Source organism: Thermosynechococcus sp. JY1331 (assembly GCF_031583475.1).
In the GTDB taxonomy this organism is placed as follows: Bacteria; Cyanobacteriota; Cyanobacteriia; order Thermosynechococcales; family Thermosynechococcaceae; genus Thermosynechococcus.
Genome location: NZ_CP134180.1, coordinates 813,883 through 838,989 on the forward strand (window position 1 = coordinate 813,883; position 25,107 = coordinate 838,989).

General features: G+C 54.4%; 20 protein-coding genes. 5 read left to right on the top strand and 15 right to left on the bottom strand.

Going from position 1 to position 25,107, the window contains the following annotated elements:
- Positions 1-14: 14 nt before the first annotated feature.
- The 4 genes from fabG to RHJ31_RS03870 form a co-directional block, all read right to left on the bottom strand.
- Positions 15-752 carry a 3-oxoacyl-[acyl-carrier-protein] reductase gene (gene fabG, locus RHJ31_RS03855; RefSeq protein ID WP_302677425.1) on the bottom strand — a complete coding sequence of 246 codons (738 nt, stop codon included), beginning with the start codon at positions 750-752 and terminating at the stop codon, positions 15-17.
- A gap of 129 nt (positions 753-881) precedes the next feature.
- Positions 882-1,883, bottom strand: a complete 1,002-nt coding sequence (locus RHJ31_RS03860) for an Rpn family recombination-promoting nuclease/putative transposase (RefSeq protein ID WP_302677426.1) — start codon at positions 1,881-1,883, stop codon at positions 882-884.
- Positions 1,884-1,886: 3 nt separating this feature from the next.
- On the bottom strand, positions 1,887-2,780 hold the full coding sequence (locus RHJ31_RS03865) for an Rpn family recombination-promoting nuclease/putative transposase (protein ID WP_302677427.1): 894 nt from the start codon (positions 2,778-2,780) through the stop codon (positions 1,887-1,889).
- A 3-nt stretch (positions 2,781-2,783) separates the two neighbouring features.
- Positions 2,784-3,653 carry an Rpn family recombination-promoting nuclease/putative transposase gene (locus RHJ31_RS03870; RefSeq protein WP_302677428.1) on the bottom strand — a complete coding sequence of 290 codons (870 nt, stop codon included), beginning with the start codon at positions 3,651-3,653 and terminating at the stop codon, positions 2,784-2,786.
- A 132-nt stretch (positions 3,654-3,785) separates the two neighbouring features.
- On the opposite strand from RHJ31_RS03870, the gene RHJ31_RS03875 reads away from it, so the two are divergent.
- Complete coding sequence (locus RHJ31_RS03875; RefSeq protein ID WP_302677429.1) at positions 3,786-4,106, top strand: MgPME-cyclase complex family protein; 321 nt, start codon at positions 3,786-3,788, stop codon at positions 4,104-4,106.
- Here the strand turns inward: RHJ31_RS03875 and RHJ31_RS03880 are convergent.
- Complete coding sequence (locus RHJ31_RS03880; protein ID WP_302677430.1) at positions 4,103-7,594, bottom strand: AAA-like domain-containing protein; 3,492 nt, start codon at positions 7,592-7,594, stop codon at positions 4,103-4,105. The genes RHJ31_RS03875 and RHJ31_RS03880 overlap by 4 nt on opposite strands.
- A 10-nt stretch (positions 7,595-7,604) precedes the next feature.
- On the bottom strand, positions 7,605-8,411 hold the full coding sequence (locus tag RHJ31_RS03885; protein ID WP_302677431.1) for a helix-turn-helix domain-containing protein: 807 nt from the start codon (positions 8,409-8,411) through the stop codon (positions 7,605-7,607).
- 140 nt (positions 8,412-8,551) lie between these two features.
- Between RHJ31_RS03885 and purC the strand changes: the two genes are divergently transcribed.
- On the top strand, positions 8,552-9,283 hold the full coding sequence (gene purC / locus RHJ31_RS03890; protein WP_302677432.1) for a phosphoribosylaminoimidazolesuccinocarboxamide synthase: 732 nt from the start codon (positions 8,552-8,554) through the stop codon (positions 9,281-9,283).
- Positions 9,284-9,296: 13 nt separating this feature from the next.
- The gene (locus RHJ31_RS03895) at positions 9,297-10,280 is read left to right on the top strand and encodes a glucokinase (RefSeq protein WP_206200352.1); all 984 of its coding nucleotides are present in this window, start codon (positions 9,297-9,299) and stop codon (positions 10,278-10,280) included.
- A gap of 3 nt (positions 10,281-10,283) precedes the next feature.
- Here the strand turns inward: RHJ31_RS03895 and RHJ31_RS03900 are convergent, their stop codons facing one another.
- Positions 10,284-11,219, bottom strand: coding sequence for a DUF1517 domain-containing protein (locus RHJ31_RS03900; protein WP_302677433.1), 936 nt, complete (start codon positions 11,217-11,219; stop codon positions 10,284-10,286).
- A gap of 163 nt (positions 11,220-11,382) precedes the next feature.
- Between RHJ31_RS03900 and RHJ31_RS03905 the strand changes: the two genes are divergently transcribed.
- Both RHJ31_RS03905 and RHJ31_RS03910 read left to right on the top strand, forming a co-directional pair.
- Positions 11,383-11,850, top strand: a complete 468-nt coding sequence (locus tag RHJ31_RS03905; protein WP_206200350.1) for a DUF4079 domain-containing protein — start codon at positions 11,383-11,385, stop codon at positions 11,848-11,850.
- A gap of 267 nt (positions 11,851-12,117) precedes the next feature.
- A complete protein-coding gene (locus RHJ31_RS03910) occupies positions 12,118-13,188 on the top strand; it encodes an ABC transporter ATP-binding protein (RefSeq protein WP_302677434.1) in 1,071 nt (356 codons plus the stop codon).
- Here RHJ31_RS03910 and RHJ31_RS03915 read toward each other — a convergent pair.
- From RHJ31_RS03915 to RHJ31_RS03950, 8 genes are all read right to left on the bottom strand, one after another.
- Positions 13,185-15,419: a transglycosylase domain-containing protein gene (locus tag RHJ31_RS03915; RefSeq protein WP_302677435.1), complete on the bottom strand. Its 2,235-nt coding sequence runs from the start codon at positions 15,417-15,419 to the stop codon at positions 13,185-13,187. The two genes, RHJ31_RS03910 and RHJ31_RS03915, sit on opposite strands and share 4 nt — an antisense overlap.
- 54 nt (positions 15,420-15,473) lie before the next feature.
- Positions 15,474-15,836: a single-stranded DNA-binding protein gene (locus RHJ31_RS03920; RefSeq protein WP_302677437.1), complete on the bottom strand. Its 363-nt coding sequence runs from the start codon at positions 15,834-15,836 to the stop codon at positions 15,474-15,476.
- Between the two features lie 133 nt (positions 15,837-15,969).
- Entirely contained in the window at positions 15,970-16,977 is a 1,008-nt protein-coding gene (locus RHJ31_RS03925; RefSeq protein WP_302677438.1) for an ABC transporter permease, read from the bottom strand.
- Positions 16,978-16,980: 3 nt separating this feature from the next.
- Positions 16,981-17,274, bottom strand: coding sequence for a DUF2103 domain-containing protein (locus RHJ31_RS03930; protein WP_190278328.1), 294 nt, complete (start codon positions 17,272-17,274; stop codon positions 16,981-16,983).
- Between the two features lies 1 nt (position 17,275).
- On the bottom strand, positions 17,276-18,811 hold the full coding sequence (locus RHJ31_RS03935; RefSeq protein WP_302677440.1) for a hypothetical protein: 1,536 nt from the start codon (positions 18,809-18,811) through the stop codon (positions 17,276-17,278).
- A gap of 12 nt (positions 18,812-18,823) precedes the next feature.
- The gene (locus RHJ31_RS03940; protein WP_302677441.1) at positions 18,824-19,960 is read right to left on the bottom strand and encodes a 5-(carboxyamino)imidazole ribonucleotide synthase; all 1,137 of its coding nucleotides are present in this window, start codon (positions 19,958-19,960) and stop codon (positions 18,824-18,826) included.
- Between the two features lie 72 nt (positions 19,961-20,032).
- Positions 20,033-22,750 (bottom strand): bifunctional acetate--CoA ligase family protein/GNAT family N-acetyltransferase, encoded by a 2,718-nt coding sequence (locus tag RHJ31_RS03945; RefSeq protein ID WP_302677442.1) that lies wholly within the window; start codon positions 22,748-22,750, stop codon positions 20,033-20,035.
- Between the two features lie 78 nt (positions 22,751-22,828).
- Positions 22,829-25,015 (bottom strand): glycogen debranching N-terminal domain-containing protein, encoded by a 2,187-nt coding sequence (locus RHJ31_RS03950; protein WP_302677443.1) that lies wholly within the window; start codon positions 25,013-25,015, stop codon positions 22,829-22,831.
- Between the last annotated feature and the right edge of the window lie 92 nt (positions 25,016-25,107).

Genomic DNA, 25,107 nt, shown 5'->3' on the forward strand with positions numbered 1-25,107 from the left:
CTACTCCAAGGCGCCTAGGCCATCACCATACCACCATCCACATTGAAGACTTGCCCCGTAATGTAGGCGGCTGCCGGATCCAAGGCCAAAAAGCGCACCATCCCTGCCACCTCTGTGGGTTCGCCATACCGCCCTAGGGGAATGAATTTAAGAATGTCCTCTGCCTTGAGTCCAGCGGTCATCTCAGTGGCAATAAAACCGGGGGCAACGGCATTCACGGTAATGCCCCGACTGGCGAGTTCTTTGGCCACAGTTTTGCTAAACCCAATCACGCCTGCTTTGGCAGCACTGTAGTTGGCTTGGCCAGGGTTGCCCATTTGCCCGGCTACCGAAGCAATGTTGATAATTCGTCCCCGCTTTTGCTTGAGCATCAGTTTACTCACCGCACGGGTACACAGGAAGACCCCCGTCAGGTTCAAGTTAATCACCGCCTGCCAATCCTCGAGGCTCATGCGCAGCAGCAGCGTGTCGCGGGTGATGCCGGCATTGTTGACCAGCACATCGACGCGGCCATAGGTGTCCACCGTTTTGGCCACAAGGGTATCGACCTGCTCAGGGATAGATACATCGGCAGCAATCGCGATCGCTGTTCCCCCTTGCTGTTCAATCATTTGCACCACTTCAAGGGCAGCTTCAGCAGAACGGGCGTAGTTGACAACTACAGTGGCTCCTCCTTTCGCCAGTTCGAGGGCGATCGCCCGACCAATTCCCCGTGAGGCACCAGTGACAATGGCAACGGCTGCTTCGCTCAAATCAGTTCTCTCCTAAGGGCAAAAATGCTGCACGTATGGATAGTCCATCACAAATTTTAACAGCCGATGTTACCCCTCTTGGGTCTAGGGCATGTCAACCCAAATAGATCAACAGGCGAGGCAGTATTTTTAGGCGGAGTGATCGAGCCAATCAGACACTGCCTCTAGGTCAGTGAAGTCTAGAAGTGCTTCTGCCAACGCTTCGATTTGATCGGGAGAGAGCTGACGAATCCGTTCTTCAAGGTCATTGGGCACACTGCCAAACCGCCGCCTTAACTGCCGCAGGACAACGGCTGCTTCTCCTTGCTGTAGTCCTTGTTGCAATCCTTGTTGCAGTCCTTGCTGTAGTCCTTGTTGCAATCCTTGTTGCAATCCTTGTTGCAATCCCTGCTGTAGTCCTTGTTGCAATCCTTGTTGCAATCCCTGCTGTAGTCCTTGTTGTAGTCCTTGCTGTAGTCCTTGCTGTAATCCATCCTCTCGTGCCTCAGCATAAACCTCTTGATAAAATCGCGTCCGCTTTAGTTCTTCAGTGGTAAACCCCAGCATGCGCAGCACCTCCTCGCGACTCAGCTTGGTGAACTTGTAGAGCACAATGGTTGTGATTAACTCCATTATGACTTCTGGCCTTGGCACTGCCTCTGTGCGAGTGCGCTCTGCCAGCAACCGTGCTGCTGTCGGCATTTCTGCTTCGGGTGACACGGTGAGCTGCATCAGGGCTAGGCTCAATGGCAACGCCTCAAGTGAACCAAGTTCATTCAAATACACCCGACGCAGGCGATCGCTATTCACTAACAATTGATACGGCTCAAAACACTCTTGTTCAGCTTGGCGATTGGGATAAATAACCACCGCTTGCCAATCAGAGAAGGTTTGGCGATACAGACGCAAGTAGAGAAAGATTTCCGCAAAGAATCGTTCGTAGAAGGTGTTGTCCCGCTGAAACTGCACTTCACAAAAATAGACTATTCCCGAGGGGTCAGGGGGCACGAAGACGCCATCAATGCGAAAGGCGGTTTGCTTCAACTCGACTGAGTCAAAACGATACCCCTGAGGGGTGTCTATGCCCAAAAGGTCAAAGAGGGTTTGGGGCAGCTGGGCAAAGAGTTGGTAAAAGAGGGAGTCGCGGTGCATGGGCTAGGAAGAGCGATTTAGCCACGCAAACACTTCCTCTAGGTCAGTGAAGTCTAGAAGTGCTTCTGCCAACGCTTCGATTTGATCGGCAGAGAGCTGACGAATCCCTTCTTCAAGGTCATTGGGCACACTACCAAACCGCCGCCTTAACTGCCGTAGGACAACGGCTGCTTCTCCTTGCTGCAATCCTTCTTGCCGTCCTTCTTCTCGTCCCTCTTGTCGCCCCTCTTGTCGCCCCTCCTCTCGTGCCTCAGCATACACTTCTTGATAAAATCGCGTCCGCTTTAGTTCCTCAGTGGTAAACCCCAGCATGCGCAGCACCTCCTCGCGACTCAGCTTGGTGAACTTGTAGAGCACAATGGTTGTGATTAACTCCATTATGACTTCTGGCCTTGGCACTGCCTCTGTGCGAGTGCGCTCTGCCAGCAACCGTGCTGCTGTCGGCATTTCTGCTTCGGGTAACACGGTGAGCTGCATCAGGGCTAGGCTCAATGGCAACGCCTCAAGTGAACCGAGTTCATTCAAATAGACCCGACGCAGGCGATCGCTATTCACTAACAATTGATACGGCTCAAAACACTCTTGTTCAGCTTGGCGATTGGGATAAATAACCACCGCTTGCCAATCAGAGAAGGTTTGGCGATACAGACGCAAGTAGAGAAAGATTTCCGCAAAGAATCGTTCGTAGAAGGTGTTGTCCCGCTGAAACTGCACTTCACAAAAATAGACTATTCCCGAGGGGTCAGGGGGCACGAAGACGCCATCAATGCGAAAGGCGGTTTGCTTCAACTCGACTGAGTCAAAACGATACCCCTGAGGGGTGTCTATGCCCAAAAGGTCAAAGAGGGTTTGGGGCAGCTGGGCAAAGAGTTGGTAAAAGAGGGAGTCGCGGTGCATGGGCTAGGAAGAGCGATTTAGCCACGCAAACACTTCCTCTAGGTCAGTGAAGTCTAGAAGTGCTTCTGCCAACGCTTCGATTTGATCGGCAGAGAGCTGACGAATCCCTTCTTCAAGGTCATTGGGCACACTACCAAACCGCCGCCTTAACTGCCGTAGGACAACGGCTGCTTCTCCTTGCTGCAATCCTTCTTGTCGCCCCTCTTGTCGCCCCTCCTCTCGTGCCTCAGCATACACTTCTTGATAAAATCGCGTCCGCTTTAGTTCCTCAGTGGTAAACCCCAGCATGCGCAGCACCTCCTCGCGACTCAGCTTGGTGAACTTGTAGAGCACAATGGTTGTGATTAACTCCATTATGACTTCTGGCCTTGGCACTGCCTCTGTGCGAGTGCGCTCTGCCAGCAACCGTGCTGCTGTCGGCATTTCTGCTTCGGGTAACACGGTGAGCTGCATCAGGGCTAGGCTCAATGGCAACGCCTCAAGTGAACCGAGTTCATTCAAATAGACCCGACGCAGGCGATCGCTATTCACTAACAATTGATACGGCTCAAAACACTCTTGTTCTGCTTGGCGATTGGGATAAATAACCACCGCTTGCCAATCAGAGAAGGTTTGGCGATACAGACGCAAGTAGAGAAAGATTTCAGCAAAGAATCGTTCGTAGAAGGTAGTGTCCCGCTGAAACTGCACTTCACAAAAATAGACTATTCCCGAGGGGTCAGGGGGCACGAAGACGCCATCAATGCGAAAGGCGGTTTGCTTCAACTCGACTGAGTCAAAACGATACCCCTGAGGGGTGTCTATGCCCAAAAGGTCAAAGAGGGTTTGGGGCAGCTGGGCAAAGAGTTGGTAAAAGAGGGAGTCGCGGTGCATGGGCTAGGAAGAGCGATCGCTCCGACCAGAAACCTCAGAAAACTTCAGAACTAGAGTGTTATGGAGGCAGGGGTTCCCCCTATGCTAAGCTGAGGACTGTATAGAATATGTTGTGGTTTTGCATAGATTCCCATGGCGACGTACTATTACATTCTCGCAAGCAAAAGGTTTTTGACTGAGGAAGAACCCCTTGAGGAAGTGTTTCGCGAGCGCCAGCGTCACTATCGGGAGCAAGGCAAAGAGATTGATTTTTGGCTAGTACCAGAACCAGCGTTTCTAGAGCAGCCCCAGTTTGCTGAACAGAAGGCGCGTTGTCCACAGCCCGCCGCAGCCATTATTTCCACCAACCCCCAATTTATCCAGTGGCTGAAACTGCGCTTGGAGTATGTGCTGATGGGGCAATTCACCAGCGAGGAGGTTCCGAATCCCCTTGCTTCCCTTGCAAGCGTTTAGGGACAGGCTTGAGCAACATCGGGATTTTGTTGACGGTAGTCCTTGAGCCAGTCACAGGCGCTGGTTAATAACTGTCCTAGGGTGGCCAGCGGGCTAATCAAGACCTCGTCATCCTCGGTACCAATCGCCACATAAAGTTCGTCTTGGCCACTCACATCAACGCTGTAGGGAATGGCAGAAATACGATCAATCAGTGTAATGAGCTGGCCTCTTTGGTTCCAAACCCGCACACTGCGATCGGGGGAGGCGGTGGCAATCATTTCACCATCGGGGCTAAGACCGAGACTGACAATACTGCGCTGGTGAGCACGAAACACACGGGGGTTGCTGGGGGCATTCTTGCCGTGAATTGACCACAAATAGACGGAGCCACTTTCGCCAGCCGCCGCTAGGAATTGGCCGTTGGCACTAAATTCAAGGCTAGCCAGCCATCCTGCATCAGGGTTCAGGCGGTAGGCAAGGCGATCGCCCTCAAAATTCCAGACCTCAATTGTGCCCGCAGACCCCGTACTTGCCAGCAGGGGGAGTGTCGGATGGAAGCTGAGGCTCCAAATTTCCCCTTCACTTTTGCGCTTTTGAATGTTCTCTGGCCGCTGGAGGTCAACAAGATAAATGGTGCCTTTTTCATCGCCTGCGGCTAAGTACCGTCGTTGGGGATCCATGGACACGGTGTAGAGGGTAGCCTCGATGGGCAGTTGCCAGATTTGCTGGGAGCGATCCGCAAGGTTCCAGATCACTAATTTTCCCCCTTTGGTGGCGATCGCCACCCGTTGGCCGCTGGGACTAAAGAGCACTTGGTTGATGCCTTGAGGATCGAGAACTGGGGTTGTGGCAAGGAGCGTGCCATCCCGTCGCCAGTACTTGACGCGACCATCTTTGCCCCCCGTGACCACTGTGGCTGCTTGGGGATCTAAGGCCACTGTCCAAATACTCTCTTGATCGGCAAACCAGTGTTCCGTGCGGTGATGATCGAGGTACCACAGCGTCATTTGCCCCCCGCGATCGCTACTGAGGAGCACTGACCCCGTTGGATTAAAGCTGACGGTATTGATCAGGCGTTCATGACTCCCCAACTCAGCAATCAGTTCACCCGTTGGCTGCCACAGACGCATCGTGTTATCTGTGCTCAGGGTCAATAGACGATAGCCCACAGGAGACGTACCCACAAAATACACTGGGGCTGCACTGACACGCCATTGATTGATTTGTTGCCCCTTGGTGTTCCAAAGGCGGAGGGTGCCATCTTTGCCTACCGTCGCCAGTTGGCCATTGCTGAGATAGGTCAAACTGGTTTGGGGAACGGGAAGATCGGCTTGGACTTGCCATGCTTGGAGCAGTTCCCCCTGACGAGACCAAACCCGAATCCAGCCTTCTTCATCGGCAGTGGCCAAGCGATCGCCCCTGATGGCATAACTCAAGCTATTGATACTCTGGCTAGGGGTGGGAATAGTGGCCAGTAATTCCCCTTCAAGGCTCCAACGCAGCATATCCCCTGTAGTTGTGGTGGCCGCCAACTCCTGCCCCTCTGGACTAAAGCGAAAGTTATTGATCGGTAAGGCAGGCAAACGCCGTTCAAAGATAAGTTTTTGCAGTTCGACACGCCACAGGGAAATTTCGCCCTTATTATTGAGCAGACCCACGCGATCGCCCCTAGGGCTGATCCGTGCCAGTTTGACATTGCCAATCTCCAAAGACTGGGCACTCAGTCGCTCGCCGTTCACTCGCCAAAATTCGACAAGGCCGCTTTCACTAATGCTGAACTGCTGACCATCAGCCGTCAAAAAGGCCGCCATCAGGGGGGTATTGTCACTCTGCCATTGGTTGCGGGCTTGAATGTGATCGAGGAGAAAATTAAGCACAAAGAGGGGGCGCGTCGTAGGGTATTGACTCAGGGGGCGATCGCCCACCAGTCGTTTTAAGTGGCGTCCTGCCTCAATACCTGCTAAAAGGGCGGGTAACTCTTGGGCTTGAAACTGTTCCAGAAGATCATTACTGGTTTGCTCAAGGGCTAGACTTTCTTGGGAGGCTTGTAGATCTGCATAGGTTTTTGCCAAAATTGCCGCTACCCCCAGAGAAATCACAGAAACAATACCAAGAGCCATGAGGGCGCGGCGGGTCAGACGACTGGCTTTTTGGCGAGCTGCCTCGAGAATGCGGTTGGCAGCACTGATCGTCTCCTTTTCTTGGCGCTCGAGCAGTAACGTGTCTTGAATCGCTTTCTGGTTGGCCTCCTGACTGGCAGAAAGATACTGATAATCCAGATCACTGAGACTTTTGCCACTGGCCCAGATCAACGCTTCCTCAAGGGCTTGTCCCCGCAGGAGACGGGAGCTATCACTGCCCCCAGAGCGCAGCCATGCTTGGAACTCCTCACTGTAGGGGCGCAGTTGTGCCAACTGTTGCTCAACCCACTGGGCATCAAAAACTTGGGCATAGATGGGGTTAAACACCTGCAATTTGCCTTGGCGCTGGCACACCAATCCCGTTAGAGCGAGGGCTCGCTGCTCACTACTGCCATCAAGGGGAATACCCCCCGTTTCTAAAACCCGCTGATAGAGACCCAAGAGACGACCGATGCGCTGTTCATCGGCCAGCAAGCGATTGCGAATGGTCTTGAGGTGTTCGGGTTCATCTTGCCGCTCCCAATCCTGAAGGATATGCTCTTGGACAAACTGGGCTAACTCATGGGAGAGGGTTGACGCCGGCATAAATGACCCGTGGTGTTGCAGCAGGCGACAGAGTTTTTGGGTCAAGAAGGGTTGGCCACCCGTCCAATTGAGAATTTCCGCCAAGAGTTGATCGGGGTTGTCGCTAAGATGGGCAATGCCCTTGAGTAGGGGGGTGGCTTCCGCAAGGGTAAATCCCTGTAAATCAATGGCACAACCAATGTTAAAGGGGGTGCGTTGCTTATCTTGAATCAGTTGATCGGGGGTGGCCACGCCAAAGAGAGCAAAGGTTAAGCGCTGATATTCGGGATAATCTGCCCGTTGGTTGTAACAAGCGCGGATCCAAGCAAAAAAATCATCGGTGGAAAAGGGCAGACTCAACAAACTATCAATTTCATCAATAAAAATGACAAGGGGTTCACAGGTGTGGGCAAGCAGCACCGTTTCTACGAAATCACTGAGGCGCTGAATGGGTGACACCAGCTGGCGATCGCGCCACCAAGAGCGCAAGGAGACCACATCAGTTAACTGAAATCCCTGAATGAGGGCACCCACAAAGCTGGCATACCACTGCTCGGGTTGAATATTTTGGCTGCCAATTTTGGTAATGTCGAGGGCAGCACAGCGGTACCCCATTGTGATCAATTGCTGTGTTACTTGCACCCGCAAGCTGGATTTGCCCATTTGCCGCGAATTGAGAATATAGCAAAACTCACCAGCGGTCAGGGCAGCCAACAGATCCGCATCCGCTTGCCGTCGGACATAGACTGCCGATGTGGTCGGTAAACTGCCCCCCACTTGATAGGTGGTTGCTGCATCCATTGAGGGTGACCTAGTTGGAAACGGTACGCTCCGGTGCTGTTGACGTGGTTGCCCTCTCTGAAGTGGCCTGACTAGCAAGAAATTCTTTTTCTGTCACTTCTCCCAGTTGCCCCATCGGTTGGGACGGACCATTATTGACACTCACCTTGACAGCGCCAGCATTCCCCGTGCGGACAATTAAACGCTCCTTGGCTTGCCAACTGCGCTCTGTTCCCGACTCCAAAATACCAGCATAGACAACTCGACCATCGGCTTCCACCTCGAGCCACGAGGCATCGGAGAGGGACAACTTGACCTCAACCGTTTCAGGGGTCGTGGGGCTGGGCGTCGGTGTTGCCGCTGCTGTGGGGGTGGGTGTGGGACTGGGGGACGCGGTAGGGGTCGGTGCGGGGGCTAAATCGGTGATGCTTTGGGCTTGAGGACGAAAGAGATAGGCCAACCCAGCCACTGCTGCTGCCACGAGGGCAAAGTACATTAGGTAGAGGTGAATTGGGCGCAACTGCCAACCTATATCGCCCCTGGGAAGACTGGGTTTATCGGGGCGCTCCACAGGGTCAGCCACTGTTGGAAAATTGGCGGCAATACTTTTGCCATCAAGGCCAAGGGCATCGGCAAAACGGCGAATAAATCCTTGGGTATAGACGGGTTCGGGCAACTCCTCAAGGTTGGCATTTTCAATGGCTGCAAGGATTGACTGGCGCACCAACGTTTTGGCGGCCACCTCCTCAAGACTTAGACCCACTTCCCCTCGCTTTTCGCGGAGGAAGGCACCAATTTCTGCCAGTTTTTCTGCCTGTTGATTACTGAAGTGAGGCATCGCTATCTATCTCCTGCCGTCAGTCTATGCCAATTTGCCGAAGAGGGGTTTAGCCATTGGGATTATCCTATAGCAAGCTGCTGTGGATTGGGGGACTGCCTTTGCTAGGCTAGATCTGGCTTTTAGACGCACCTCTTTTTATGACTCAGTTCTCTCCCTTGTACGAAGGCAAGGCAAAGATTATTTATGCCACAGCGGATCCAGACATCTTGCTGGCGGAGTTCAAGGATGAGGCCACCGCCTTTAATGCCCAGAAGCGTGGCTCGATCCAAAACAAGGGAGTGATGAACTGCGCGATCGCCAGCCATTTGTTTCAGTATCTAGCGGCTCAGGGCATCCCCAACCATTTTATTGCCCAAGTGGCGCCAAACAAGATGCACATTCGGCGAGTAGAGATTATTCCCCTTGAGGTGGTGGTGCGCAATCGGGCAGCGGGAAGCCTTTGTCGGCAGACGGGATTGCCCTTGGGATTAGAACTCAATCCCCCCTTGGTGGAGTTTTACCTCAAGAATGATGATCTTGGTGACCCGCTCCTTACAGGCGATCGCCTGCGCCTATTGCAGATTGCTACAGATGAGGAAGTTGCAACGATCAAGGAAATGGCCTTGGCCGTCAATACCCATCTCAGTCGCTTTTTTGCGGAGTGTGGCATTACCTTGGTGGACTTTAAGCTGGAGTTTGGCCGCAGTCCGACGGGGGAGATTCTTTTAGCGGATGAAATTAGCCCCGACAGTTGCCGCCTCTGGAATCAAGATGAAAGTGATCCTAAAAAGCGCATTCTCGATAAAGATCGTTTTCGCCAAGATTTGGGCGCCATTGAGGATGCCTACGCCCTCGTGATGCAGCGAGTGTTAGCCCATAGCGTGAGTTAGCAAGGGGTGGGCAATGACCGTTGTACTTGGCGCCGATGTGGGTGGCACAAAAACTCTCATCGAATTATGGGATGTGGTGGGCAGTGATTGGCATTTGCTTCACAGGGCGAAATACGCCAGCCGCGATTTCCCTGACTTGACAACTCTTTTGCAAACGTTCCTCAAGGAGAGTCCTGCCCATCCACAGCGGGCTTGTCTGGGGATTCCGGGGCCTGTGATTGACCAAGTGGCTCAGGTCACCAATTTGGGCTGGCGGGTCAGTGGTGCCGAATTAGAAACGGCATTGCAGATCCCTTGCGTGACGCTGCTGAATGATTTTGCAGCCGTAGCCTATGGTGCATTAGTATTACCGCCGACGGATTTTGTTGTCCTTCAGGAGCGGCCACGGCGTCCCCAAGCGCCTATTGCCCTATTGGGAGCGGGTACTGGCTTGGGGGAAGCACTGATGATTTGGCAGGGCGATCGCTACCAAGTGATGCCCCTAGAGGGTGGCCACACCGACTTTCCACCCCGCAATGAACAGGAAATGGGTCTATTGCGCTATTTGTGGCAAACCTACGAGCGAGTTTCTGTGGAACGGGTGGTTTCTGGCGCGGGGCTAGTGGCAATTTACGAGTATCTCAAGAGTGTCCACTTTGCTCCCGAATCAGCAGTGGTTGCAGCAGCCATGGCAGAGGTGGAGGATCGCGCCGCCGTGATCAGTCAATACGGCCTTGAGGGGGATCCTCTGTGTGCAGAAGCCTTACGGATGTTTGTGGATGCCTATGGGGCAGAGGCTGGCAACCTTGCCCTGAAAAGTTTGCCCTTGGGGGGGGTGCTGATTGCCGGAGGGATTGCCCCCAAAATTCTGCCGAAAATGACCGATGGCACGTTTCGCCAAGGGTTTGTGAGTAAGGGACGATTTCGCCCCCTGATGGAGCAGTTGTACGTTGCAGTGATTACGAATCCAGAGGTGGGATTGCGGGGCGCGGTACATTTAGCCGCTCAGGGGGCCTAGGGGTTAGAGGTGCTTCAGTTGTGGATAGGCCATTAGCAACTCATCGGCAGTGAGGGTGTCACCAATCGCTTGGGGTTGCCAGAGCAATTCGACCGCCAGTAGGCGATCGCTACCAATGCCTCCCAACTGTTGCAGCGCTTGCCGTAGCTCTAGGTCATTATTGACTGCGGGCAGTTTCAAGCGACCCGTGGCAGCCACCACCAAAGTTACAACAATATATTCACCCACATCATTGCTGACAATGGGGGCGATCGCCATCTGCTTAATCTCACGGCGGTAATTGGAGAGGGTTTCAGCGCTCAGCTTACTGCGCTCCGCAAGTGCCAGTTGGTTAAAGGCGGTTTCTGCTTGCAACAGCTTGGTTTCTTGGCTACTGGCATGGGCATAGACCCAGTATTGGGGATGGCGCAGCAGGGCAAGGGTTGCCTCTTGAAGCACTTTGGTCAGACCTTCGGGCGTTGCGGTATCGGCAGTGAGGGCTAGTTGATTGAGTTCCTCTTGGAGTTCGCGAGCTTGGGCGAGGAGTCCCACCTGCAGCGTATGTAGCGAGACAACAGGATTCTCTTGGTATATCTCTGACTCATCACTGCTATTGCGGAAGTTGCGGAAGGTGGAGATCAAGATATTGGCCAGCACACCAATCATAATAATCGTGAATAGGCCGCCAAAGCCACCGCCAAAACCAAAGAAGGGAATCAGGAAGGGAAAGCCAAAACCACCGCCATAGACTGGAACGGGCTGAGCATAGCCGCCGTAATCACTGCGGGGGGCACCGTAGGAACGGGTGGGCGCCGGACGACTAAAGGAGCCACCCCCGACACGTCCACCACTGCGGGCGGCCCATGCGGCACCACTATCAAGGATAAGATGGGCAATCAATACCCCCACTGCCACAATGGCGGTGACAGATTTGAGACGTTGCCAAAAAGTTTTCATCATAAATCGTGTTCCCAAGGATTGACACACCGAAGGAGAGGTCCTGCTCTCAGTCTAACGTTTTGTCATCTTTAGAGCAGATGGGGAACTCCGACCAAAACCTGTAGGATATGAGAAGCAAACTCTCGATAGATTCTTTGCCTGCCGAGTTCTGTTTACGAAAACAATGATTGAAATTCCTGAGCCTCTTAAGCCGGTGATCACCTTTGCCCACCCGGTGCTGATGTGGATTCTTTTTGCGCTCACACTTTATGCCATGTATTTAGGGATTCAAACCCGTCGCCTGCGCTCCCTCAGTGGCGAGGAAAAGAAAGCGCTGATCCAAGCCAAGGTGAACGTCAAACACCACCAAGTTGGCGCCATCTTACTCGCCCTAATGGTGATGGGCACGATTGGCGGTATGGCTGTGACCTATATCAATAATGGCAAGCTCTTTGTCGGGCCCCACTTGATTGTGGGTCTGACCATGACGGCTCTGATTGCCCTTTCCGCTAGCTTAGTTCCCTTTATGCAAAAGGGCAGTGAGACGGCTCGAGCCCTGCACATGACCCTCAACCTGTTTCTGGTGATCCTCTTTGGTTGGCAGGCGGTGACGGGTCTGCAAATTGTGCAACGCATTCTCAATGCTAGTTAGATGCGGATGGCAACCTAGGCAGCGAGTGTAGCAATTGCAAAATCTCTGCAACAAGCGAGGACTTTTGTGCCAGAATATGAGGAGCACTAATTACAGCCCTTTTCACAGGGATGAATATGCTTAGCACTGCGAAAGCACGTGTGGGTCAGCATTTCACTTACCTGACGTACCCGATATTTCAGAAAAGGGCTGTACTGCAAATAATTCCTAATGCAGTGGGTGCTCCTTCGCTTTACTGAATGCAGACAGTTCGCTTTCTGGGTGATCATGACCACACTTCCCCTGATGCCAACGCTTCAAACAGCCGTCCAAGTTGAGCACTTACATAAATCCTTTGGCCGCTTTGCTGCGATTCGCGATGTCAGCCTCTGGGTTCAGGAGGGGGAAATTCTGGGTCTATTAGGACCCTCAGGCTGTGGCAAGACAACCTTACTGCGCTTAATTGCGGGTCTGGACACGCCCGATACCGGGGAAATTAGGGTAGGCGATCGCTGTGTGGCCGCGGCCAATGTCTTTGTGCCCCCTGAGCAACGGTCTTTGGGCATGGTCTTTCAGGACTTTGCCCTGTTTCCCCATTTAACGGTGGCGGAGAATATTGCCTTTGGTTTGCAACAACAAGGCCTGAGCAAGCAGCAAATTCAGGAGCGGGTGGCAGCAGTTTTGGCTCTAGTGCAGCTGGCGGATCTGAAAAAGCGCTATCCCCATGAATTGTCGGGTGGCCAACAGCAACGAGTTGCCTTGGCGCGGGCGATCGCCCCCCAACCAGCGGTGATTCTTCTGGATGAACCCCTGAGTAATCTGGATGCCCAAGTGCGGCTGCAACTGCGGGAAGAGTTACGCCGAATTCTCAAGGGCACAGGGACAACGGCAATTTTTGTGACCCATGATCAGGAGGAAGCCCTGAGTCTGTCGGATCGCTTAGCCGTCATGGGCGAAGGAAAAATTGAACAGGTGGGCACGCCTGAGGAGATTTATTGCTGCCCGGCCTCGCGATTTGTGGCTGGGTTTATTAGCCAAGCCAACTTTTTGCCCGCCTGTGCTGAAGGTTCTCAAGTGCTCACGGATGTTGGCGTGTTTCCCCTGCCGGAAGCACTCCCCAAGCGGGAAGGGGAGGTGATGATTCGGGAAGAGGATGTGCAATTGCAGCCAGACACTGCGGCAACCAGCTGCTTTGTGATTCGCGATCGCCAGTTCCTTGGTCGCGAGTATCGCTACTGCATTCAACTGCCCTCCGGTCAAGATTTCCATGCCCGCCAGCCCCTTGCTGTGAATTTACCCGTTGGTACCCCTGTGAAAGTGGCCGCGCAAGCGGTGCGTTTCTTTCCCAAGGAACTCTAATTTAGGGCACGCCCCATATATTCGCCCCAAAGAGCAGCAGCCAACCCACTACTGCCTTGGCTGGGACTATTATCATCATTGCCCAGCCAAATTCCGGTGAGAACATCGGCAGTGGGCACATAGCCAATAAACCAAAGATCGCGACCATCATTGGTAGTGCCGGTTTTGCCAGCGACTGGACGACCAATGGCAGCGGCACGACCCGTTCCCCGGCTGACAACAGCTGTCAGCAAATGCGTCATTTCATTGGCGATCGCTGGATCGAGCACCCGTTGAGGTCTTTCATCACTCGCGGCATAGATCAGGCGACAGGTCTGCCAGTCGTTTGTACTTTTACAATCACCGCCATCGCGCACCGAGAGAATGGCATGGGGGGGAATGCGCTGTCCTTCATTGGCGAGTACGGCAAAGGCACCACTCATTTCAAGGAGGGTCGTCTCACTTTGACCGAGAACAAGGCCGGGCACCGCTTGCAGAGGCGTCGTAATCCCCATTGCTCTGGCCAATCGAATGGTGGCCTCCAAACCAACGGCTTGGGCAAGACGTAAAGCAATCGGATTTTCCGAAAGAGCTAAAGCGGTGGCCAGATCCATGGCACCACCCCCCCCACGGCAGCCCTCGAACTGTTGCCCCTGCCAGAAGACGGGCGCGCAGGAAAAGGTTTCACCAGCCCTATGGCCTTGCAGGAGGGCTTCGGTATAGACAAACACCTTGAATGTGGAGCCCGGTTGACGCAGGGCAAGGGTGGCACGGTTAAACTGGCTTTTTTGGTAATCCACGCCACCCACGAGGGCAAGAATCAGACCATCCCTCGGCCGCAGGGTAATCAGTCCCCCCTGATGAACCCCATAGGCGCTGCCAGTGCTGGTGATAAAATTGCGCAGACTGGTTTCGGCCAGTTCTTGCCAGCGGGGGTCTAGGCCTGTCTCCACAATCAGGTTGCCCTCTTGGGCGAGTTCATCGCCAAGGAGTTGAGCCAGTTCTTGATAGACATGGTCGGTGTAGTAGGGAAAACGTTGGGCAGTGAGCAATTCTCGTGCCTTTGGGCTAATTTCAATACGGGAGCGACGGGCGCGATCGCCCTCTTCTTTGCTGATGTAGCCCTGCTGCACCATGCGCAAAATGACCCGATTGCGATAATCCACCGCCGCATCGTAGTCGCGCACCGGGTTAAAGCGGTTCGGTGCCGGCAGAATCCCCACTAGGGTGGCGGCCTCATTGAGTGTCAAGTCTTTGGCAGGCTTATCAAAGTAGAATTGCGCCGCATCCTCAAAGCCACGATTGCCCATACCCAGATAGACACGGTTGAGGTAGGCCAAGAGCAACTCATCTTTGCTGTAGAAAAATTCCAACTTGAGGGCAACCGCCATTTCGCGCCACTTGCGGCCGAGGCTCTCATCCATCCCCACATGGGAACGAAAGAGTGTACGTGCCAACTGCTGGGATAGGGTACTTGCTCCTTCGCGTGTTTGGCGGGTTAATAGGTTGGTAACTACCGCTCGCGCCATGCCCAGAGGATCAACACCAAAGTGCCAGTAGTAGCGCACATCCTCAGAGGCCAAGACCCCATGGACTAAGTAAGGGGAAAACTCATTGAGCCGTTGCAGTTCGCGGTGGGGGCGATCTTCGACTGGATTGATCAGTTCCCCTTGGCGATCAAGGAGAATAATCGGACCTTGCTCAAGGGGTGGCAGGGGACGCACCGCCACTTTGTTGGCTTCCACACTCACCAAGCCAATCCCAAGGGCGCTAATGCCCATAATTCCCCAAATGCCGTAGGTGAGAACCGCAACCCATAGCGGGGGGGGATTATGGAAGCGGAGGGTAACGGCGCCTTTCACCTCCGGTGGTCCAAGGGTGATCACATCGCCATGGTGTAGCTCATCCGTTTGCAGTCGCTTGCGTTGGCGATAGAGGCCATTGGTGGAGTCCAAATCCTGAATTTGAAAGACCCCTGTGGGGGTGAGGCGTTTGAGGCGGGCATGGGTGCCACTGACAATTTCGGCATCGACAATAATATCGGCGCGGCTGTGGCTACGACCAATAATATAGCGATCGCCCACCAAGGGAAAGACTTGGCGTTGACCTTTGAACTCCACCCATAGTTCGGGCGTGCGGGCATTTTCCCGCAGGGAGACCTGTTGCCAATCAAAGCGAGAGTGTACCGTCTGTACCGCTTGGGTGACGGTTTGAGTCATGGACTGCCAAAGATCGCGGGCAGGATTGGGCATGGCAGCAGCTATAGGGACAGTGTGATTTGACGAACAGGTAACTCGATGGTATCCCTACATTTCTGGCACATAGCCCGCTGGCACGGCACTGGGATCCGTATCCCGCTTGGAACTGAGAATATCCATTCGGTCAACTAAAATGACCGGCGAGGAGCGATCGGCCCCCGTGTTGCGGTCTTGCCAGCGATCGAACTTCAGACTGCCCTTGATACCCAACAGCGTTCCTTTGCGCACATAATCAGCAGCCACCTGAGCGGTTTTTCCCCAAATTTCCAAGTTAAACCAATCGGGCTGATCCTCCTTGGTGGGGCGATTCACGGCCAAGGTCAGCCGACACTTCACACTCCCCGACTCAAAGTAGCGCACCTCAGGATCACCACCAACACGACCCACCAAATGAACCACGTTTAGACCCATGGCTGACTAGCCTCAAACTGCTCTTTGCCCCATTGTACATGGTTCCATTGGTGCTACTGCCTCAAAGCCCAGCCAGCGCCTTGCTCAGCTGTTGCCTCTCTATAGATTTTTGTAAAAATTGGGTTCTGCGGGGTTACCGAATGCGGGGATCAGCCCATTTCAGGAGTAAATCTGCAAGGAGGTTGCCAATAATCAGCATCACTGCCCCCATCATCAGGCTGGCCATGACCACGTAAATATCTTGGGCAGTTACCGCCTGTAAAATTAAGCGCCCCAGACCCGGCCAGTTAAAGAAAAACTCGGCAATAAAAGCACCACTGAGGAGGCTGGCAAATTCAAAACCCAACAGGGTAATGAGGGGGTTCACCGCATTGCGTAGGGCATGGACGTAGATCACCCGCGATTCTGGGAGTCCCTTGGCTCGTGCCGTTTGAATGTAGTTTTGCCGCAGCACATCTAGTAAATTACCCCGCATCAACCGTTGTAAACCCGCAAAACTGCTGAGGGTGAGGGCGATAGTCGGTAAAATCAGGTGCCAAGCAATATCCAGAACTTTGCCCCACCAAGGGAGGTCGTCGTAAAACAAACTGGTCATGCCCCCTACGGGAAACAAAGGCGTACTTTGCGCCAGAAACAGGAGCAACAGAGCCGTAATAAAACTGGGAAAGCCTTGGCCAATGTAGCTAATGACCCGCAGCAGGCGATCGCTCCAACGATCTTGCGTCACCGCTGCCCAAATACCTAAGGGAATGGCTAATCCCCAGGTGAGCAGAATGGAACTTACGGACAACAGGAGGGTGGCGGGTACCCGCTCCCACAATAGGGAGGCCACCGATCGCTGGTAGACAAAACTAGTGCCAAAGTTGCCATAGCGAATAATCTGCCACAGCCAGTGCAAGTATTGCTCTACGGGCGACTTGTCAAGACCAAATTGCCGCTCCAATTCCTGCAAGCGTTCCAAAGAAATTTGGGGATCCGCCTTGAGATTGTCCAGATAGTTGCCCGGTGCCAACTGCATAATGGCAAAACTTAACGCCGAGGCCAACAGCAGCGTGATCAGGGCTTCCCCCAAGCGTTTGAGAACAAGGCGGCTGGTGTCATTCCCAAGGGGTTCAAAGCGTTGGCCAATGGATTTGAGCATGGATCATTTGGAAGCCAGCACGGCATCAATAGCAGCCTTGAGTTCTGCTTCACTGAGTTGGGTAATGACAAACACCTCCTGCACGGTTTTGCCTCGCCGCGCAATCACCTTAAACCCACCTTTGATGGGCACCGACACCCGTAGATGCAGATGGGGGGATTTCCCTTTGACGGGAGCAATGACACCGGGCGTGAGGGTACTAATGCCTGCCACCTTGGCCAATTTTTCCAAGACGGGAATGAGACCTTCAATGTGAGTGGAGTGATTGAGGACGACCCGACCCGTTCCTGCTGCCATGTTAGGGTAACCACCGTGCGTGCAAGCCGGGTGCCAAAGGTTCTGGCATCCCAACAGCAATTTTATCTTGATTTAATTCTAGGGGGAAAAGCCAAATTTGATGTTGTTGGGGGGAAAGTTGACGCGGTGGCGGGGGGGGTGCTTGGGGGTCAGTGGGCAGTTCTGCCAGATCACTGGGACTGGGGTTGACGGGGGCAGTCTCGCTATACAGATCGCTATTATCCACCACATCGGGCATTTCCCGTCCCTCAACAGCGTCAACGGCCAATGTACGGCCATCGGGTGCCAAGCTGAGGTAAAGTTCTTGCTGCGGGTCAAAATCTTTGAGCTTGAACAGTTCCTTGGTTTTCAGATCAAAGAGGGCAAGATAGGGAACTTCGCGGTAAGAGCCTTCCCCTTCAATGCGGGTGAGGATGGCATAGAGAAATTCCCCCTTGGGGTCAAATTGGCCGGCAATGATTGAGCCATTGATGGTTAGCAGTTCCCTATGCTCGCCAAAGATGTCCACCACATAGAGCGATCGCGAGAAGTTGGGGTTAAACTTCACCGCTGCCACTTGCCGGCCATCGCGGCTAAAGTCCAGCACCATGCCATACTGGGGCAAAAAGTCAAAGTCACTCTCACCATTGCCGGCTTCTAGGGGCACAATCGCTAACCCCTGCCCTTGGGCAATGATTAAATGCTGGTTGTCGGGGGCAATGCGAAAATCACCGGCAGCCGCTTGGTTGAGCCGCCGAGGCTGAAAATTTTCATCGAGGAGCCACAGGGAGCTATCCGCAGGCTGGAGACGATTCACCCGCTGAACCACGATTTTGCTGCCGTCATTGGCCAACTGAAAACGCAGGTTTTGATACTCACTATTGTCAAGGATCAGGGAAATTTCGCCCACGGGTCGAGGTTGCCGCCGGGGGGTTTCAGGGGCATTGAAGTATAGCCCGGTAGTCACGGTGTACAGTTGGGGGTCAAAGCCCATTTGCTCGCCGCGCTGACCGGCACTAAAGAGAATGCGATCGCCAGCAGGATAGGGCTGAAAGTCAAAGACCCTTAGATTGGCAGGTGTAAGGAATATCTTCCGTTGCAGCGTCAAGTTATAGAGGATCAGCCGCCCCTCTTCGACCCCGGAGCCAAGATAGACCAGCACGCGATCGCGACTGCGAAACTGTCCCTGAAAGGGTTTGATTGGTTTCCCTTGGGGCACAGAAACGGCATCCTCGAGGGAGACTTTGAAGGTTTGACCGTAGGGAATCGGCTGTGTCAGCGTGTAGGCAAAACGACGCCCCGACCAACTGGCCTTGCCCTCAAGGGGTGGCTCAATCTTGAGATGCGCCGCCACCGATGACCAATCCATCAGCCGATTAAAGGCAAGGATAAAGGCGCGATCGTCGGCGCCCACATCGCAGTTTTGCCATGTAAAGTCCCGCACTTGGGCTTGGGTGCGATCGCCCCCCCACAACAGCAAAAGGGTCAGCACCAGCGCCACAAGGAACACACTCAAAGCAGCGCGATCAAGGGGCTGAGGGAAGGAGTGAGAACGCATTAGCAGGAACGGTCACACAGCAACAGGCGTACTATACCAGAGGGCTTCAATGTGCTGGATCATGGGTAGTGCTGCCGCTGGTTCTGCCAACAGCACTGTAAGATGACCCAACTTGCGACCCGCGTAGGTTTGACTTTTACCATACCAGTGAAGGTTCGCGTGGGGGAGAGCCGCTAGGGCCTGACATTTTGCCCCATAGTCAACCTGCGGTTCGGCTAAGCCCAAGAGATTTACCATCACCGCTGCCGGTACCTGCATGGCGGGACTGCCCAAGGACTGGCCACTAATGGCGCGCAAGTGCTGCTGAAATTGACTCGTGACGCAGGCATCGATGGTGTAATGCCCAGAATTGTGGGTGCGGGGCGCAATTTCATTCACGAGTACCTCACCCGTGGCTGTGAGGAAAAACTCAATGCCAAAAATACCCACAGCATCAAGTGCCGTTAGGATTTGGCGGGCAATCTGCTGAATTTGCTCACTCACTTGGGGGTCAACCGGCGCAGGGGCAATCACCCAGCGACAGATGGCAGCCACCTGCTGCGTTTCCACCACGGGGTATAGGGCAATGTCTCCTTGGGGCGATCGCGCTGCCATGATCGCCAGTTCTTTGACATAGGGCACAAAGGCTTCCACCAAAAACCCTTGGGGCGGAATTTCTGGCCAACGCTGCTGAAACTGCTGCCATGCCTGCTCATCGGAGATGACAAATGTGCCTTGGCCGTCATAGCCGTGGCGACAGGCTTTAATCACACAGGGAATGCTGGGCGGGCGATCGCCCAAATAGCCAAAGGCCGGTACAGGAATCCCCAGTTGTTGCAAAAAGTGGCGCTGCTGGTACTTGTCCAAAAGGGGGGCTAGGGAAGCAAGGCGGGGATAAAAACAAATCCCCTGCTGTTCAAGGCGCTGCAACCCTTCAAGATCGACAAACTCATTCTCAAAGGTAATCACATCAACCTGCTTAGCCAGTTGCGCTGTCGTTGCCACATCGGCGATCGCCCCATAGCAGACCCCCGCAGCAACCGCGACGGCTGGATCCGTTGCCGCAGACGTTTGTACCCACAGCGAGAGTCCCATTTCCTTGGCCGCCAGCCCCAACATCCAAGCCAACTGACCACCACCAATCACCCCAATCTTGGTTACTTTGTTCACGCTTCCTCTAATCGACTCAACGGAACCTATTGTCCTACACCAATGATCCTAGGGTTCTATGCTTTGTATCCCCTAGAGGGCAAGCTGCACAAACCAAACGCTGGGATCATCACCCGCAGCAAACTCAAAGTTCAATTTGCGGCAAATACGCATCATCCCCTCGTTATCCTTGAGAACATAGGCGTGGATGGCACTTAGCCCCTCATCGCGGCCAATTTGAATCAAGCGGTGTAGTAATTCAGTGCCAAGGCCTTGCCGCTGCCAGCGATCGCTAATCAACATCGAAAACTCGGCTGTATTGCTAAAGTGATCCTTACTGAGGCGAGCCGCACCAATAATTTGCGGTTCACTGGCGCCTTGATGCTCCACCACCAGAGCCATCTCGCGATCGTAGTCCACAAAACAGATGCGCACTAGGCGATCGTGGGCAACCCGCTGCGACAACTTCATCAGGTGGAAATAGCGCAAATAGACACTCTGCTCCGAGAGGGTGGCATGGTACTGCCGCATTAGGGGTTCATCCTCTGGCCGAATCGGTCGAATCAGCACTGGGGTACCATCGCGCAACTGCCAAGGACTCACGTATTGGGTGGGATAGGGACGAATCGCAGGCTTGACAAAGGTGCTTTCCTCTTTGTGGAGCACAATGCGGGCATCCAAGGCCATCAGGCGATCCGGGGGTGCCACCAAGAGGGGGTTGATGTCAATTTCCTTAATCCACGGCTGCTCCACCACCAGCAGGCTAAAGCGCACCAGCAGATCTTCTAATAGGGCAAGGTTGACGGCTGGCCAGCCCCGCACGCCGGCAAAGGCACGGGAGATTTTCGTTTGCTGAATCAGACGGCGTGCCAAGGTGGTGTTCAGGGGGGGAAGGGCGATCGCGGTGTCTTCGAGGACTTCCACCAACTGTCCCCCCGTACCAAAGAGAATCACCGGCCCAAACTGAGCATCGGTGGAACTGCCCAAAATGAGTTCAAACCCCTTCCATGGGATCATCGGCTGCACGGTGACACCAGCAAAATGATCCGCACCAGCAGCAGTGGTGACATTTTTCTCAATCTGTTGGTAGGCGGTAATGACCGCAGCCGCATCGGGAAGATTGAGGGCAACACCCCCGACATCCGTTTTGTGGGTAATTGTGGGCGAATAGAGCTTGAGAACTACAGGATACCCTAGGCGATCGGCAGCAGCCACTGCCTCTGCTTCACTGCGGGCAATACAGGTTTCCACCACCGGTAGGCCGTAGGCAGCAAGAACCGCCTTGGCTTCCCACTCCGTCAATAGGGTACGCCCCTCACTGCGCACGTGCTCAAAGAGTTGACTGACAGCATTCCGATCCGGGGGGGTGGTGGTTAAGGGCAGCGAGGGGGTTTGGTAAAGCGCCTGCAGGTGATCGCTATAGCGCCACATATAACTAAAGATGCGGGCAGCAGTATCGGCATAGGCATAGGTGGGAATGCCCGCCTGATTGAGAATGGCTTCCCCTTCTTTGACCGTTGTGCCCCCCATCCAACTGGCCAGAATCGGCTTGGCACCACTGGGACGGTTTTTGGCATAGGTAGCAAGACCTTGGGCGATCGCCAGCGGATCCGTCATTGCTTGGGGGGTGAGCACCACTAGTAAGCCATCACTATTAGCATCGGTTTCACAGTGTTGCAGTGCCTTGAGGTAGCGATCAGCAGTGGCATCCCCCAAAATATCCACGGGGTTACCGTGGCTCCAAGCGGGGGGGAGCACTTGATTCAGTGCCTTGAGGGTCTGCGCAGATAGGGGACTCAGTTGACCACCCGCCCGAATCAGGGCATCAGTGGCCAAGACACCGGGGCCGCCGGCATTGGTGAGAATCGTCAGATGGGGGCCTTTGGGGCGCGATTGCTTGTCTAAGACCTCTGCCATGTCAAACAAATCTTGAATGGTTTCCACCCGCAGCACCCCACAGCGTTCTAGGGCCGCATCCACCACTGCATCGGATCCCATCAATGCCCCGGTGTGGGAAGCGGCGGCCTGAGCGGCGGCGGCAGTGCGTCCTGCTTTGATGACAATAATTGGCTTGACATAGGCCACTTCCCGCGCTGCCGAAAGGAACGATCGCGCATCCCCCAGAGATTCCATGTAAATAACAATGCAGCGGGTTTGCGGATCATCGCCTAGGTAGTAAATGAGGTCGCCCCAGCCCACATCCAGCATCGTGCCAATGGAAACAAAAGCACTAAAGCCGACATTCTCCTGCAAACTCCAGTCCAAAATCGAAGTGCACAGGGCGCCACTTTGACTGAGAAAGCCGACATGACCCGATCGCGCCATTGTCGCGGCAAAGGTAGCATTCAGCCCCGTGGGCGGACACATTATTCCCAGACAATTGGGACCAATAATGCGCATCCGCGCCTGACGGGCGATGGCTAAAATCTCTTCTTCGAGGGCAAGACCCGCCGCCCCCACTTCCCGAAATCCCGCCGAGACAATAATTGCCCCCTTCACACCCGCTGCTGCACACTCGGCAACCACCGCTGGTACTGTAGCCGCAGGGGTAGCAATGACTGCGAGATCAACCGCTTCGGGGATCGCCGTCACACGGGCATAGGCCTTGATGCCCAACACCGAACTGCGGCGCGGGTTGACGGGAAAAACCGTTCCGCCAAAGGGGGTTTGAATCAGATTCCAGAGAAGGGTGCGGCCAACACTGCCTTCTTTTTCACTGGCACCGATGACAGCAACACTTTTGGGGGCAAAGAGGGGGCGCAGGGGTTGATGACCAGCGCGCCAAATGTCGTAGGCGGTGGTTCGGGTCATGCCGTTGCTTGCGTTACAGAGGTTGGGAACTGAGCCACCTCTACTCTAGCGAGGGCGATCGTCCCGAGTTACGATTCGTTACGCCGGCTGTACTTCCCAGTCACAGCCCTTCTCGCCCGTGCGCCAAAGCCGCAGGTGAAAGCGAGTGTCACCGACCCGCAAATTACGGAGGTGGAGTTCCTCGATACTGTTGGGCAACAGGGGCTGATGCACCAAAAACTTGCCTTGGGGCACATCCACCAGCGGCCAAGCCATGATCTGAATGAATTGAAACAGACTGCCCGTTGCCCAAGCTTGGGGAGAGCAGGCCACGGGATATTGCACCGGTTGGGGATAGGTCTGGCGATCGAAGCCACAGAAGAGTTCCGGCGGGCGCAGATCCGGTTGGCGACACACCATCTCAAAGAGCGTCTCCACCAAGGTCAGGGCAAAGTCACTATCACCAATGGCGCGCAGCCCCAAGGCAATCAGACCCGTATCGTGGGGCCAGACCGACCCCAAGTGATAGCCAATGGGATTGTAGGCAGGGGAGGTGCTGCTGAGGGTACGAATGCCCCAACCATTGAATAGATCTGGCAGCCGCAGACGTTGTCCGACCCGTTGGGCTTTTTCGGGGTCACAGATTCCTGTCATCAAGCACTGACCTGCATTGGACGTGAGGCTATCAACGGGGCGACCCTCGCCATCGAGGGCTAGGGCATAAAATCCCTCCGGTTCAAGCCAAAAGTCGCGGTTAAAGCGAGTTTTGAGATCCGTTGCTTGCTGCCGCCAGCGATCGCCCCACTCGCCATAGCCAAAGTCTCGAGCAAGGGCACTCAGACGGGTTTTGGCGGCATAGACGTAGCCTTGAACTTCACAGAGGGCAATGGGACTGTGAGCCAGTTGACCGCGACGGTTGACGATACAATTGCCAGAATCTTTCCAGCCTTGGTTGTCAATGCCTTTGGCTGCTTGGCGATCGTAGGTGAGGTAGCCCGTGGCGGCCATTTGTTGATCCACCCAGTTCATTGCCGCAAGGGCATGGGGCCAGAGCGCCTCGACCGTGGTGCGATCGCCCGTCCATGCGTAGTAGTCGGCATAGAGCATCAGCCACAGGGGGGTGGCATCTACCGTACCATAGTAGGGGGTATGGGGAATCTCGCGGTTGCGCGCCATCTCGCCAAAGCGCAGTTCATGGAGAATTTTCCCCGGCTGCTCATCGCGCTCAGGACAGACCTGTTTCCCTTGGTAATGGGCAAGGGTGCGCAGCGTATCACGGGCGATCGCTGGATTGAGGATCAGTGTCTGCATGGCTGAGATGATCGAGTCACGGCCAAACAGGGTGGCAAACCAAGGAATGCCAGCCGTCAGCACCTTGCCATGGCCAAAGGACTGCAAGAGCATATAGAGATCTGCCATCCCCCGCCGTAGGATGCGATTCCACTGCGGATTTGAGGTGACAATCTCCGTGCAGTCTGACCACCACTGTTGCCGCTCCTGTTGGGCCGCTTGATCGGCAGCCGCTAGGGATGAAGGCACAGGGACATGGGCTGTGGGTGCCCCATTGGTAAAGGGGCGGATGCAATAGTGAATGCTGTGGTAGCCTTGGGGTTCTAGCTTGAGACGCCAGAGGGCGGTGGTGTCATCAAGACGATCCGGAGGGGTGCCCAAGAACTGCACTTGGGTTTCCATAAGGGCGCCATCAAGCCCCTGGTAGGCAAAGCACAGATCCGCCCGTCCTTTGGTGTGGCGCAATTCACAACTGACAGGTTGCAGCGTTTTTCCCCGCTGTGGGCGACCACCGCCGTATTGGCGAATTTCAAATAAATCTTGAAAGTCTGCCGCAAAGGTTAAACGAATCTCCACGCTGGCCGGCTGCGCCTGATGATTGGTGATGAGAATCGTTTCAAAGAGGGCACCCCGCACCACTAGGAATCGTTCAATTGCTAAGGCCTCCGCGGGCAGAGAAGGTTGCTTGGGATTGGTGCACACCACCTTGAGCGCATGGCTACCTGTACAATGAAAACTCAGCAGAATCGGGCGATCGCCCCCCACGCGCAATTCCGCCTGACTGAGGAAGCGGGTATCCTGACAAAATAAACCTGTAATAGCCGTTTGCTGCTCGTCATTACAGATATTGCCCAATTCATCACAAATGAGCAGCACATCGTTGTCCTTGAGCACCGGAACCGTTTTCGGGTGAGTTCGAATTTTAGTAGCCGGCGGGGGCGGGGCGACAATGGGGATATAATCGCGCCCATACAGGGAAACAACATCGCTCTCCATGGGTGCGGCAGCAGTCTATGTTCAATAGGAACAATTTTGGGTCATTTGTTAGATCATCTCGCAGGACAGCCATAATTGCAATAAGTAAATAT